The 13,604-nt window shown below is 65.6% G+C and carries 13 protein-coding genes; 6 read left to right on the plus strand and 7 right to left on the minus strand.

The window, feature by feature from the left end; genetic code table 11:
• Positions 1-293: 293 nt before the first annotated feature.
• The gene (locus tag ACIP5Y_RS23365) at positions 294-4,106 is read left to right on the plus strand and encodes a hypothetical protein (protein WP_400352655.1); all 3,813 of its coding nucleotides are present in this window, start codon (positions 294-296) and stop codon (positions 4,104-4,106) included.
• A gap of 194 nt (positions 4,107-4,300) precedes the next feature.
• A complete protein-coding gene (locus ACIP5Y_RS23370) occupies positions 4,301-4,525 on the plus strand; it encodes a WhiB family transcriptional regulator (protein WP_400353873.1) in 225 nt (74 codons plus the stop codon).
• A gap of 288 nt (positions 4,526-4,813) precedes the next feature.
• On the opposite strand, the gene ACIP5Y_RS23375 is transcribed toward ACIP5Y_RS23370, so the two are convergent.
• The gene (locus tag ACIP5Y_RS23375; RefSeq protein WP_400352656.1) at positions 4,814-5,314 is read right to left on the minus strand and encodes a hypothetical protein; all 501 of its coding nucleotides are present in this window, start codon (positions 5,312-5,314) and stop codon (positions 4,814-4,816) included.
• A gap of 132 nt (positions 5,315-5,446) precedes the next feature.
• Here ACIP5Y_RS23375 and ACIP5Y_RS23380 point away from each other — a divergent pair, with 132 nt between their 5' ends.
• Positions 5,447-5,674 carry an ATP-binding protein gene (locus tag ACIP5Y_RS23380; RefSeq protein WP_400352658.1) on the plus strand — a complete coding sequence of 76 codons (228 nt, stop codon included), beginning with the start codon at positions 5,447-5,449 and terminating at the stop codon, positions 5,672-5,674.
• Positions 5,675-5,722: 48 nt separating this feature from the next.
• On the opposite strand, the gene ACIP5Y_RS23385 is transcribed toward ACIP5Y_RS23380, so the two are convergent.
• Together ACIP5Y_RS23385 and ACIP5Y_RS23390 are read right to left on the minus strand one after the other, a co-directional pair.
• Positions 5,723-5,965 carry a hypothetical protein gene (locus ACIP5Y_RS23385; RefSeq protein WP_400352659.1) on the minus strand — a complete coding sequence of 81 codons (243 nt, stop codon included), beginning with the start codon at positions 5,963-5,965 and terminating at the stop codon, positions 5,723-5,725.
• Positions 5,925-6,269: a hypothetical protein gene (locus ACIP5Y_RS23390; RefSeq protein ID WP_400352661.1), complete on the minus strand. Its 345-nt coding sequence runs from the start codon at positions 6,267-6,269 to the stop codon at positions 5,925-5,927. Before ACIP5Y_RS23390 ends, ACIP5Y_RS23385 begins: the two co-directional genes overlap by 41 nt.
• Positions 6,270-6,849: 580 nt before the next feature.
• Between ACIP5Y_RS23390 and ACIP5Y_RS23395 the strand changes: the two genes are divergently transcribed.
• A complete protein-coding gene (locus ACIP5Y_RS23395) occupies positions 6,850-7,356 on the plus strand; it encodes a hypothetical protein (RefSeq protein WP_400352663.1) in 507 nt (168 codons plus the stop codon).
• Between the two features lie 41 nt (positions 7,357-7,397).
• On the opposite strand, the gene ACIP5Y_RS23400 is transcribed toward ACIP5Y_RS23395, so the two are convergent.
• Positions 7,398-7,658: a hypothetical protein gene (locus ACIP5Y_RS23400; protein WP_400352665.1), complete on the minus strand. Its 261-nt coding sequence runs from the start codon at positions 7,656-7,658 to the stop codon at positions 7,398-7,400.
• Positions 7,659-7,718: 60 nt separating this feature from the next.
• Positions 7,719-7,880: a hypothetical protein gene (locus tag ACIP5Y_RS23405; protein ID WP_400352667.1), complete on the minus strand. Its 162-nt coding sequence runs from the start codon at positions 7,878-7,880 to the stop codon at positions 7,719-7,721.
• 1,108 nt (positions 7,881-8,988) lie between these two features.
• On the opposite strand from ACIP5Y_RS23405, the gene ACIP5Y_RS23410 reads away from it, so the two are divergent.
• Complete coding sequence (locus ACIP5Y_RS23410) at positions 8,989-9,675, plus strand: helicase associated domain-containing protein (protein WP_400352669.1); 687 nt, start codon at positions 8,989-8,991, stop codon at positions 9,673-9,675.
• Positions 9,676-9,695: 20 nt separating this feature from the next.
• Here the strand turns inward: ACIP5Y_RS23410 and ACIP5Y_RS23415 are convergent, their stop codons facing one another.
• Positions 9,696-10,598 (minus strand): DUF5995 family protein, encoded by a 903-nt coding sequence (locus tag ACIP5Y_RS23415; protein WP_400352671.1) that lies wholly within the window; start codon positions 10,596-10,598, stop codon positions 9,696-9,698.
• Positions 10,599-10,899: 301 nt separating this feature from the next.
• On the opposite strand from ACIP5Y_RS23415, the gene ACIP5Y_RS23420 reads away from it, so the two are divergent.
• Positions 10,900-12,399, plus strand: coding sequence for a sugar transferase (locus tag ACIP5Y_RS23420; RefSeq protein ID WP_400352674.1), 1,500 nt, complete (start codon positions 10,900-10,902; stop codon positions 12,397-12,399).
• 25 nt (positions 12,400-12,424) lie between these two features.
• Here the strand turns inward: ACIP5Y_RS23420 and ACIP5Y_RS23425 are convergent, their stop codons facing one another.
• On the minus strand, positions 12,425-13,552 hold the full coding sequence (locus tag ACIP5Y_RS23425) for a glycosyltransferase (RefSeq protein ID WP_400352676.1): 1,128 nt from the start codon (positions 13,550-13,552) through the stop codon (positions 12,425-12,427).
• Positions 13,553-13,604: the final 52 nt, after the last annotated feature.

A 13,604-nucleotide genomic window follows, 5' to 3' on the forward strand; every position in this document is an offset into this window, starting at 1 on the left:
GTTGCGGCACATTCAGCGTCGATGCAGGTAGATCGTCCGGTCCAATAATCCGGACCGGAACGGATTAACTGGATTGTTACTGAAAATCGGTTGACGTTCGCGCCGCCGCACGATTCGGCGGATAGGGGTACACCCCACGCCTATGACCTGGGACACTCCACCGCCACAGCCACACGGTGTGTGGTATGCCGTAAATTCGCTCGATCGTCGTTCCGGACCTGCTACCTTCGGTTCTGTGGTGTTGCCGGAGTAACCGTTCGAGCCAGCTCGCCGGATCTTCCAGGAGTCTGCACGTGGTAGCAGGTGCGCGTGAGCGTTTCGCCGAGCGGCTGACCGCGCTGTCCGAACTCGCCGGCTCGCCTGTCATCAAATCGGTTGTGCGCCGCGCTAATTCACGCGGCGTCCCGGGTGCGATCCCGGTCACAGGGCAGCGGTACAGCGACTGGCGGCGCGGCCGGACCGTGCCCGCCACCTTCGAGTCCGTGCTTCCGGTGCTCACCGTCCTGATCGGTGACGCCAAGTCCCTTCCGCACCCTGAGAGTTTCGACAAGAGTCTGCTCGACCTCGGTCGCTGGCGGATTGCCTGGAGGCAGGCGAAGAACGATCCCGGGATCTCCGCCCTGCGCGTGCGCGAGCCGAGTCATCCCCCGTACCGGGGGTTGTCCCCGTATCGCGCCGAGGACACCGACCTGTTCTTCGGTCGCGACAGCGCCCGCGACGCGGTCGCGGAGACGATCGCCGCGGTGGAGGAGGACGGTGGCCTGCCGAGGCTGGTGCTGGTGGTCGGGGTCTCCGGTGCGGGGAAGTCGTCACTGCTCGCCGCCGGGCTGGCGGCGCATGCCGAGGGTCGAACGCCCGTGCTCACGAGCCCCGGCTCGCGGCCGGATCAGGCGCTGCGGGCCGCGATCGACCGTACGCCCACCGACGCTGACGTGCTGTTGCTGCTCGATCAGGGCGAAGAGCTGTTCACGCTGTGCACGGACAGCGCGGGCCGCCGGACCTTCATCGACGAATTGCAGCAGCTCACCGCACCCGGGGCGGAACGGAAGGTCACCGCGGTGATGGCGATCCGTTCCGATTTCTTCAATGACGTCATTCAGTACCCGCTGCTGGCCGAGGCGATCAAGCGCTCCTCGGTCATCGTCGGCGCGATGACCGAGGAAGAGCTGCGCGAGGTGATCGTCGGTCCGGCGCACGCGTGCGGTCTGAAGGTCGAGCCCGCGCTGATCGACATCGTGCTTCGCGATCTGGATGCCGCGACTTCCGAGGACGGTAAGGCGGCGTTGCTGCCGCTGCTGTCCCATGTCCTCGACGCCACCTGGGGCCGCCGCCGCGGCCGCACGCTCACGCTGGAGGCTTATCGGGCAGCAGGTGGGATGGCGGGTTCGGTCGCGACAACCGCCGAGCAGGCGTGGAGCCGCCTCACGCCCGAACAGCAGGGCTTCGCCCGCTCGATTCTCATGACGCTGACCGTGGTCGGCCCGCGGTCGGTGACCCGGAATCGGGTGCCTCTCCAGGTCATGGTCGACGAATCCACCGATCCGGGTCTGGCCGAGGAGGTGTTCGCCCTGCTCGTCGACGCCCGTCTGGTCGTGGTGCAGGACGACGAGGTCGAGTTGCTGCACGAGGCGGTGCCGCGAGTGTGGCCGCGGATGGCCGAATGGGTCGCGGAGGAAAAGGAATTCGGCCCGGCCCGCCATCGCATCGAGGATGACGCACGGACCTGGTTCGCGGACGGCAAGCCTCAGTCGATGCTCTATGACGCGAGGCGGTTGGAGACCGTCGACGTGGTGACCGGCGATGGGGGGTCGATCAACCGTATCGCCCAGGAGTTCGTCGCGGAATCGATTCGGCACCAGCGCCGCATGTCGTCTCGGCGCCGCGCTTTGCGGTCGGCCGCGGCGCTGCTGTGCGTCGTGGCGTTGCTGGCGGCGGTGCTGGCGACCACGCAGCATCGCGCGATCCAACGCGAGCGGACCGATGCCCAGGTCGCGGCGCTGATCCACGAATCCCAGCGCATCGAGAACTTCGATCCGCCGGAGTCGGAGCGAATGGCCTTGGCAGCCTATCGAATCCGGCCGGACGACCCGGAAACCCGGGCGCGCCTGGTGACCACCCAGGTCTATCCGGTGATCATCCCGTCGGCGGAGCGGCATGCCGGAAAGATCTACGGGCTCGCGTATCACTCGGCCCGCCGGATGGTAGCCAGCGCCGGCGACGACGGGCTCGTTCGCCTGTGGGCGCTGTCCGGCGGTGGTCAACCCACGGCGCTGGGTGCCGGCTTGTCCGGTCATCAGCGTGCGGTGACTTCGGTCGCGTTCGCTCCGGACGGCGGCATTCTCGCCAGCGCGGGTTATGACAAGACGGTCCGGCTCTGGGACATCCGGGATGCGAAAGCGCCTCGGCCGCTGGGTGTCGTGGGGACCCCGGACGCGGTGCTCTCGATCGTGTACACGCTGGACGGGCGGTCGGTCGTCGCGGCGGGCGCGGACGGGCAGCTGACGCTGGTCGATGTGACGAATCCGGCGGCCCCTCGGATCAGTGATCAGGTCGCGGCTCATGCCGATGCGATCAACGCGGTGGCGGTGAGCATTGACGGGTCGTTGGTGGCCAGTGGAAGTGATGACCACACCATCCGGATCTGGAGTATCGCCGAGCCGGACCGCCTCCGCCCTCTCGGCGGACCCCTTACCACGATTGCCGCGGTGAAATCCCTGGCGCTGGGACCGGACAGTCGTCTGGTGGCGGGGACTGAGGAGGGGACGGTGCGGATGTGGTCGCTCACGGATCCGGCGGCGCCCAAGGATTTCGGATTGCCGCAGACCGTGCACAGCGCCGCCGTCAATGCGCTGCTGTTCGGCCCTGCCGGTCAAATGGCGTCCGGCAGTGCTGATGGGACGGTCTGTCTCTGGCAGCAAACGGATTTCGGCTTCCAGCCGTTCGGACGACCGGTCGGCGGTAACCGCGGTGCGATCTCGAGCCTGGGGTTGACGACCGACGTTCATCTGATTTCCGCCGGAGACGATGGGCGAGTACGCGTCTGGACCCGGCCGGTCGCCGACATTCCGGTGGCGACGCCGGCGCAGTTCACCTCGGTGGAGCTCGACGCCGCGGGTTCGTTGATGGTGACCGGTGGCGGGGACGGCCATTTTCAGACCTGGGCGGTGGGTCGGGAGGATGTTGTGCCCGCCGCCGACGTACAGGCGGCGGTGGGGCCGTATCACGGTGTCGTGGTGCAGATCCGGCCTGACGGCTCAGTGCTCGCCACGGCCGATTCGGCGGGGGGCGCCGTGCAACTGTGGAGTCTGACCGACCCCACCCGCCCGACGCCACTCGGGACTCCGCTGACCACCCGCACCCAGTACTTCACGCGCATGGCGTTCACGCCTGACAGCAGAGTGCTCGTCACCGGCGATGACGACTATTCGATTCGGATGTGGGATGTGAGCGACGCGGCCGCACCGCAGCCGCTGGGCGCCGCATCGGCGGGTGCCAAGCGTTCGTTCCGGTCGCTCGCGATCTCACCGGACGGGAGGATGGCCGCGACCGGAGCCGGGGACGCCACCATCTACCTGTGGGATATCAGCGATCGCCGCAAACCGGTCGTGCGGGCACGGCTCACCGGGCATCAGGGCCCGGTTTCGAGCCTGCTCTTCGCCGCTGACGGGCGGCACCTGTTCAGCGCGGGCGATGACGAATCTCTTCGCAGCTGGGATCTGGACAAGGCTGCCGCCGGTCTTCCGGCGACCACGGCGGTGGTCGACACCGCATCGGTGCTCGACCTGGCGCTCGATCGCACCGGTCACCGGCTGGTGTCCGCGGGCGTGGATCAGTCCGTCCGGCTCTGGGACGTCAGCGACCCCACCCGGCTACGGCCGCTCGGCCGATCGATTTCCGTCAACCTCGGCTCGCGCTGGTTCGTGCGCTTCGATGGAACGGAGGAGAGTCGCGTCCTCGGCATCTCCGATCTCGCCTCGGAACGATGGACCACCGACCCGGCCGAGGTGGCGGCCCAACTCTGCCGGACTTCGCTGGCGGGCCCCGGCAATGGAGACCGGGCCGAGGCGTCCGAGTTGGATCCACGTATCGAACTATGCCCCCATTGATCGAGAGAATTGATCAGACAAGGAACTTGGTACAGCGGCGGATATTTGATTCAACAAAGGTAGATCTTCAGATTGCCAACAGATAGCTATCGCTGTAGGTTCATCGCATCCTGCACTCCGATCAACTCTCTACCGAAAGTGTTGACCCGAATATGCAAGCAGCTGACAAGAATTCGTTTTCCGAATCGCATGCAATCCGTTCCGAACTCTGGCACCAGTACGCTGTCTGCGCCCAGACCGATCCGGAATCGTTCTTCCCCGGCAAGGGCAGCTCCCCTCGGGCCGCGAAGCGAATGTGCCTGTCCTGCAACGTGCGAGACGAGTGCCTCCAGTACGCTCTGGCCAATGATCAGCGCTTCGGCGTATGGGGTGGTATGACCGCACGTGAACGGCGGCGCTACGGAAACCACCCTTCTTAGCTCGAGTTTCGAGCCTTGCGGCGTGGCCGCGGTCGGGCGGTATCGGATGCGGCCCGATTGCTGCCGGTCTTGATATGTGGTTTCGAGGCCCGGCGGGCACGGCACCGCATTGTCGGGTCCGTGACCGTTCGCGTCGAGGCACGGCGGGGGTGCGGGAGGTTTCGATGTGCTCGCGGGCCGCTGCGGGGGCGCGGGAGGCCTCGAAGGTGCCGCTATTGCGCGACCGTGCCCTGCCGCAAGCTGTCCGCACGCACCCCGCGTGCGGTCGACTGCGCCCCGGCGCTCAGGTCACGCCGACATCAACCGGCCTCGGCCCTCGAGCACCAGGGCGTCGAACAGCTCGTGGTAGCTGCGCCTGACTTCCGCAGCAACGCTGCCGGCCCCCCGGAACCCGCCCAGAGCAAAGGCCATGTGCACCAGCCGTATCGCCAGCTGCCCATCATCCCTGCCGCCGGCGAGCAGCATATGCTCGACCTGGAACGCCAGATCCATACATGCTGAACCTATTTCGGCGTAAACCTGTGCCTCTATCTGCCAGCTCGGTCGCCACGCCTCCATGCCCGGCCCACACATTCGTGCGTTCGCGGCCACCGCTTCGATGGTGTTCGCCAGCACCTTTCGGTGTCGTTCGAGCCCACCCCGGCCGGCCAGCGCACATCCCGTCACCGGCGGCCGCCGGACGAGCCGCGCAGCCTCGCCGGCCATACCGGCGCCCCGCAACGCGGCGGCGGGCAGCATCCGCACGACCCAATCCGCCGGCCGTTCCATATCCAGATCGACGACTCGCATCGTAACGGCACCACCTCTCGACAGATGCTGGCTGCGGACCTCGACATGAGGTCGGACAATTTTGCTACAGAGTTGCCATATTATTGAGACAGAACCTTTTATATAGCGGGCTTTCGTGGACGTAACGGGTGTTTGAGCGGACTTCCCGAGGCGTCCGGCCCTCGACATCGCCCTATGAGCACCGAATCGCGAACCCGAACGGGCGGAGCCGGTCTCGGCCTGGCCATCGCGAAGGAAAACGCCCAGCTCCTGGGCTGCGATGTCACCTACTGCCGAAGCGGCGATTCCACCGTCTTCACCGCAACGATTCCTGTTCGCGTGCACGTGGCACCTCGGCCGCGGCCGGATTGCATCGAGTGATGAGATCCGCGGCGGTCGGCCCCGCATGCTGCGGTCCGCGAGTATCGGTCAGAAGGCGTGGGCGGCTGCCAAGCCTTCGAGAACGGCATTCTGCGCGGACCACTGGGTAGCGATGGCGGCCGCGGTGGCGTCGTGCAGGGCGGGGTTCTGCAGTGCGAGGCTGTAGCCGAATATGGTCAGCGCTATCGGCGGTGAGGTAATGGACAGCAGTCGGCCGTACGTTCCTGCGCCGCCGGCCGAGTCGACGGCGTCACGGACGAAGGATGCCCGCCAGGCAGGCGCGATGTTCACGCCGTAGTCGCGATGGATGCGGTCGATATACGCGGGCGAGTCCGAAGTACTTCTGCCATTGGTAATCGACTGGGCCACCGGTGAAGTCGCCGTGCAGCGCCCGCAAGGTTTCGGCGAGATACTCGAAAACCGAGCTTCGGGCATAAGTGCGGCCGACTTCCACTCGATCGCCATGCGCTGCGTCGATTCGATGCGCTGCTTCAGTCTTATCAATTTCAGTCTTATCAATGAATTTTGTTGCTGGAACAATGTTTTCGAGTTCGCAATTATCGTGCAGTTGACACAGCAGCGAGGAGATCAGCATGAAATACCTCGGTACTCTGGCAGGAATAGCCGCAGGCATCGCCGCCCTCGCGAGTGCGGTGGTCGCGCCCGGCGCCGCCGAAGCACAACCGGCACCGGCGAGTTCGTGCAGCGACGGAGACCGGTCTGCGCTCGCATCAGGGATGTCAGCCCTGTACAACGAGTGTGCCGGTGGTAGCCAGGAGCAACAGGCCTGCCCCAGCGGGTTGGTGGCATGGCAGATCACCCCCACCCGAGTGGAATGCCGTTTCGTTTCTTGATCCGGCCGAGTTCGAACCGAGGACGCTTCGCCGCCGTGCTGGCGCCGGACTGGCAGCCCTGGGCCGAGCCATCACCAACGCCGGGCTCGACGTGCTCGACCCCTCCGTATATCTGTTCAGCCGCTCAGGCATTCAGCAGACAGTCGGTTCCGATATCGTCACCCGGCTGAATGCGAACGGTGACACCGTTCCCGGTATCGAGTACACAGTCGTCGGTTCCCGCTACGACCAGATCACTACTCCGTGTTGTCGGAGCGCCCCGCCACGCCGATCCGATGTGGTTCCGCCTCAATCGCGCCGAGCCGAAACAGACTGTCCAGTATGGAAAGATCGTCCAGAACACCTCGCCAACGCGCTCCGGCCGCCGCCCATCCGCCGGGATCCTTCGCGAGACTGCTGAACACGGCGATCGCCGCCTGGGAAGTCCGGCACGGCGAGCCGCTGCCGAGCCAGCAACTGGCGACACTGCTGGCCGCCGGGGGCCACGGCATCTCTCATGGCTATCTGGCGCAGCTCCGCAGCGGCACCCGTGCCGATCCGTCCGCTCGGCTGCGGACAGCTTTGGCAATCGCGCTCGAAGTCCCCGCCGATTACTTCCTCCATCCGCCCGGTGCGGCGGGCCCGGCACCGAGGTCGGATGCGCAGCTGGCCGCGGAGTTCCAGCAGCAACCACTGCGCAGCCTGGTGTGCGCCGCGGCGGGGCTGTCCGAACAGACTCTCACCGAGCTCGCCACTCTCGCGGATCATATGCGCCGCAGCGAAAATCTCCTCTTCGACAGCTTTCAGGACTACCGCCCGATCAGCGACGAGCACCGCCCACGCTGGTGAGCACTACCCTTCCGGTCACGATCCGACGACCGAGTCGGCCTCTATCGGAAGAGCTTTCGGAGGTAGAGGTTGGTGTCGACGGTGGTGTCGTCCAATGCTTGCATGTGGTCGTAGCCGGGGTAGTTGCGCAGGTCGACGGGGATGCCGGCGGTGGGCACGTCGAACACCGAGCGTGCCACGGGTTCGAAATCGCCTTCGGTGAAGGGTTTGGCGATCAAGGCGCCTATCGGGATGTTGTCGAGCCGTGCGGTCAGGTCGTCGTAGCAGAGCTGTTCACCCTCGGCGACGATGCGGCGCCCCAACGGGGTGAGATAGGAGTCGAGATCGAAGCCCGGACGTGCGGTCCGCAGACCGCCCAGTAGTTAGCTGATGTAGGTTTTCGCCGGCGCCTGCAGTAGGTCGGGGATCTCGGGGCGGAGCAGCCGTATCAGGTCGGTGATGGCGGCGGCGGGTGCCACCGCCACCGCGCCACGGTAGTCCAGGGCGCGCACGTGTCCGCGCGGCCGGTGGTGCCGTGTTCCCACGCCACCACCGGCCACCCACCTGCCGGTGGCGTCCCTTCTGGGACGAACAGCGCACCCGAGGACAGTGCCGGACGGCCGAGCGAGTCCCGGGTCCGATATACCACGCGCTCGGCCTCGGCGCTGCCGGGAATCCGCTGGCCGACAGCCAATTCGGTAACTTCGGCGATCGTTCCGGGCGCGTCGGCGGGAGCGGCTTACGCGGGCACCGTCGCAGTCGCGAGCGCGACAGCACCGATCAGAGCCGCGACAGCGGCCGACGTGTTATGTCTCATGCGTCTCCTGCCGAGTCCATACGTAGTGCCGCCAGAACGACTATTGATGGGTTGCCAATGTAATCTGCGGTCGCCGCGAATCGCCGATTGGAAAATCTTGTGATCCTCGACAGCGGCAAATCGCAAGCCCGGCAACCGCCTTTGCCGAAACCGCCGCCCCTGCTGGATCAGCCGGGCCCGACGAGACCACCGAAGGCCGAACTGCCGGCGGCGAGCAAGGGCGACAGCAGAGCCGCGATCAACGCCCCCATACCGAGAAACAATGTGTCGGACCTCATCGAGAACACCTTTCATCCAGAACTTCTGGTCGGGTATCTGCGGCACGATCTACCAATAGAGGTCTCACCCGAATTGCAGACGAATCAACCCGGGGCCCTTACACATTCACGGTCCGGCTCACAATCGATCCTGCCGGACGAACGCTTGAAACGTTAGCTGCAGGAGTGCCCGACAGCAACTCGAGCAACAATCCTCTTCAGACAGACCCCACCGCAGCAATCACCACAATTCACAACGAAAATCTGTAAGAAGGTGTCGCCGAACCTTTTCCGGTGGTAGCCGGTGCACGCCTGCGATACGAAACGCGAATCACGGTCGGCCCGGCGGCCAGGAGCGGATCGGGCTCTGCGTCAACGACCGCACCCCGCAGCACACGCGGCGGAAGATTCGCAACAAGTAGCGCATTGCGATTGCACGTCGATATTCCGGGCCGGACACCTCGCAGCAACGCTTCTACCTGCAGTTTCTGGTTCGTGGAGCGCCGATGTCGATTGACCGGGCATCAGGGATCGCCGAGATTTACTCCATGTAGCGAATATTGGCGGAGGAGTTGATCGATGATGAGTACACCGAGCCCGCGGTTGATGTACGGCTACCTACGACTGGATCTGATCACCGGTTGTGTCGACGAGAGCCAGGCACAGCTGGAGGCGTTTGCCGCCGAGCACGGGTACCAGCTGGCGGGTGTGTTTCATGAACCAGCCACGAACCCGTCCACCTTGCCGCCGAGTTCCACTTCTCTGCCCTTCTTGCCACCGGGATTCTTGGAGCTCGCGCGGGCATGCCGTGACTCCGACGTGCGCGAGGTGGTGACCCTTCCCGGGCACTTGGCGGGAATGCCGATGCCGCAGAAACATCTGCTCACTTTTCTTGCCGCGCGAGGCCACGCCCAGGTGTTCACGGCTCCGAGAACGTCGAAAGCGCGGTATGGCGACCTGATCACCCTCGATGGCGGCCTCGATTTCGACCGGAAGTTTCATGACGAGCACTACCGGTGGACAGAGTGGGTGGCGGCGCTGACCGCCTATATCCTCGACCACGGCCACGCCGACATACCCGCCACCCACATCACCGCGGATGGACACCACCTCGGCCGCTGGCTGATCGCCTGCCGTAACAGCGTCCGCGCGGGCACACTCGCCGCCGACCGCATCGCCCTACTGGCCGACCTCGGCGTGCACCTCGGTGTCTCGAATACCTTCGGCCGGCCCGGTGCGGCCGCGTCGAAACCCGACGCCGCCTGACTCCGTAGGACAACCGGCAGCTAGAGGGCGCGGGCCTGGGCCAGGGCTGCGAAGGCGGTGCCGGTGGTGTCGAACATCGCCCAGATTTCGGCGGCTGTCGCGTCGTGTAGCGCGGGATTCTGTAGTGCCAGGCCATTTCCGAGGATGACCACGTTGGCGCCGAGGTCGGCGCAGACCAGTAGCGGGCGAGTGGCTACCCCCTCCCCCGCCAGTAGATCCAGGCTCGCACCGACACCGTAGAACCGCCAGAGTGGACCGATGTCCGCGCCGTACACGGTCTTGGTACGTTCGATGATCCGATCGCCCGCATTCGCTATGGCGGCAACGATTTTGAAGTAGTCCGGCGCATTGCCGGGCGTGGTGCCGACCGCGGCGGCCGTGTAGGGCAGGTCGACGACGAGATGTGCGGCGTAGCCCTCCATGGTCGCTCGGGCCCCGGACGTGTCGCACTGCGCGGCGAGGTCGAAGTATCGCGCCCATTGCGGCGCGACCGCACCGCCGGTGAATTCGGCATGCAGATTGTCCAGGTACCGATTCAGCAGGTCGAGGCTGATCCGGTGGGCGTACTCGCGGTCCTGGAACGCGGACGGGTCCTCTTGCAGTGGCATGACCGCGGCCTGTTCCACCGCGTCGAGCCCGATGCCGAACAGTCCACGCCGATCTCGGTGGTCCGCGAGAATTCCGGTGATCTCGTGCAGCCGCGCCACCCCGGTCCGCAACCGTGCGAGCGAATCCTCCGCGATATCGGATGTATCAGACAGTCGCGCAATGGCATTCAGCTCGTCGGCGGACAGCGGTGTCCCGCACGCCGCCGCGGCCGCTGTCGGCGGCGCGGCCATTGTGACCGCCGCTCCGGGCAGCATCAGGGCGACGGATACCGCCGCGGCGACTGCCGACTTCCGTATGGCCGGCCGCTTCGTCATCGTGCAGTACTCCCTGTTCGTACGAAAGGCATTCCGTATCAGCGGTTACGTTATGGCGAACAAGGCGATGGACCTGAGGGTCTATCCGGACAGGTCATCAATTATCAACAATGGTTTCAAATTCACCCGCCCCCTTGGCTTTTCGGCACCTCGATCTGTCAGGGATTGATGCCCCCTCCCCAGGAATGTGAATCCCGTCTCAAATGCCACTCACACAGAAAACTCCTGGAAAACTTCTGTCATTATCGATCCCAAACGCCGTGTTGCCCTATCTCAGCGAAATCAATTCGATAGGCCCACAATGGAAAAACGATTCCACGCTTCTCCCGGCGTCCCGGTCGGCATCCTCGACCCAGCGGCCCGCGTCCCATGGCAGTCGAGATTCGCGAAGTTGTTGTTCGTCACGGATCTCACCGCGGTGTCCCTCGCCCTACTGGCAGGGCACTACCTGCACATCGCGGGGCCGACCCACAACCCCCTCCGGTGGTCGCTGACCTGCAAATCCGGCAATATTGTTGCGTCACTTATGATCACAGCGGGCTGGGTGGTATCCCTCACCCTATGGGGCGCACGGTCCAAGGCCATCGTCGGACACCGCGGCGCCGAGGAGCGCGCCGTCCTCTTGGCCACCCTCGCATTGTTCGGCATTGTGGGGATCGGCTCGCAAATCCTCCAGATCGGTGGGATGCGCGACTATCTGGGTATCGCTCTGCCGCTCGGCACGGCCGGATTGATCGCGGGCCGCTGGACGGCGCGCCGCTATCTGACCCGTCGGCGGGCGGACGGTCATTGCCTCACCTCCGTACTGCTGGTCGGGAGCCCGGAAGCGACCCGCAATCTCGCACACGAGTTTGCCAGGGACAGCACCACCGGTTATCGCGTGGTCGGCGCCTGCACCCCGGATGGTCGCGGCGATGGCGGGAACCCCACGATCTGTGTCGCGGGCCGAACCATTCCGGTGGTGGGCGACAACGATTCCCTCCAGGGCGCGGTGGTCCGAACCGGCGCCGATATGGTGGCGATGCTGGCGACGGACGCATCCGTCACGACCGATTTCCGTCGCATTGTCTGGGATCTGGACGCGGTCGCCGCCGGACTGCTTGTCGCGCCGGGGATTACGGATGTTCCTCGAGACCGCCTGTCCGACGAGATCGTATCGGATCTGCTGGTGATCCAGGTCGACAAGCCGAACTACAGCCATGCGTTGTCGCTGCGCAAGGCCGTCTTCGACCGCTGTTTCGCAGCCGTCGCCGTGCTGATCACCCTTCCGTTCATGGTGGCCATCGCGGCAGCTATCAAACTCACCAGCAAGGGCCCGGTGTTCTACCTCTCCGAGCGGATCGGACTGCGTGGCGAACCGTTTCGGATGATCAAATTCCGCAGCATGCGGGTCGGCGCGGAGACGCACGCCGAATCGCTGATCGCCGAGACCGATTCGCAGCCGCTGTTTTTCAAGATCAGAGACGATCCTCGGATCACGCCGATCGGCCGACTGATCCGCAAGTACAGTCTCGACGAATTGCCGCAGTTCCTCAATGTGCTCTGCGGCGACATGAGCGTGGTCGGGCCGCGCCCGCAGGTGCGCCGCGAGGTCGCGGTCTATGACGCCGTCGCCTGCCGGAGGCTGCTGGTGAAGCCGGGAATCACTGGATTGTGGCAGGTGAGCGGGCGGTCGGATCTATCGCCCGCCGAATCGATCGGCTTGGACACCTATTACGTCGACAACTGGTCGATGCGGCTCGACGTGTCGATCATCGCCAGGACCCTCCGCACCGTCAGCACGGGTGCGGGCGCCTACTGAGACTCGACGCCACGCATCACGGATATCACCGCGTGGAACCTCGCAGCGTGTCGCCGACCACCGTGGCGATCCGGCTTCGAAATGTGTTGGCGCTGAACGACAGTGCGTGGGCACGCACCTGGCGGGGATCGTATCGTTCGAGGTTGTGTGCGCCGAGCAGCTCCGCCAGCTCCCCGACGACCAGGTTGTCGGAACCGCTCGACACGTATTCGCCGGTGATCCCCGGCAGGACGGTGTCGAGCGCACCGCCGCTGCCCACCGCCAATACCGTTGCGCCGCAGGCCATGGCCTCGACCGGGACGATCCCGAAATCCTCGATCCCGGGCATCAGCAGCGCCCGGCAGCGGCGGTACAGATCGAGCAGCGTCCGGTCCGGCACCGCCCCGAGAAACGTCGTCTCGGCTCCGGCGATGGACTCGAGCTGACTCCGGAATCTGCCCTCTCCCGCGATGACGAGACGGCAGCCCGCGGTCTGTGCCGCGCGAATGGCGAGGTCGGCTCGCTTATAGGGAACCAGGCGGCCTGCGTAGAGGTAGAAGTCCTCGCGAGGGATGGACAGGTCGGGTGTGTATCGGTCCACGGCGACAGGCGGATTGATCACCGTCGCTGGTAGACCCCACCGGTCACGGATACGGTCGCCGACCGCGGTCGAATTGGCGATGACGTGCGCGAGCCGCGGTGCGGCGCGGCGCTCATTGCGGCGCGCCAGATTTCCCAGGCCCGCGAGTGCGAGCTGTCCGGCCCGGCCGCCTGCCTCCTGCGCTCGGAAGGAGGGATCCCAGGCCCAGCGCGCCGGACTGTGGACGTAGGCGATCGCGGGCACATCGGTCGCGAACGCGGCCTGAGTCGCGAAGGCGTGGTGACTGATCAGCACGGCGTCGAAGCGGTCGCGCAGTGGCAGTCGGCGCATCGTCGCGGGCACCAGCGGCAGCAGCGGCGCGTGTGACCGAAGGTGTATCCGGCGGAGCGGACTGTCGTGGATCGTCACCGGGCCGCCCGCGGCTGCCCGCAATGCGCTCGTTCCGTCGGTGTCGGCGAGCGGCACGAACAGCTCCGCGTCCGGCCACAGCTTCAGGAATTCGGCGACGACCGCCTCCGAGCCCCCGAATTCTGTCAGCCGTTCGTGGACGATCGCCAATCGCGGTGCGCTCACAACGTCTCCCTTGCTTCGGATCGGATTTTCCGGGGCTCCGCGCGCCGGCGCA

The sequence above is a fragment of the Nocardia sp. NPDC088792 genome (genome assembly GCF_044750615.1).
GTDB lineage: Bacteria > Actinomycetota > Actinomycetes > Mycobacteriales > Mycobacteriaceae > Nocardia.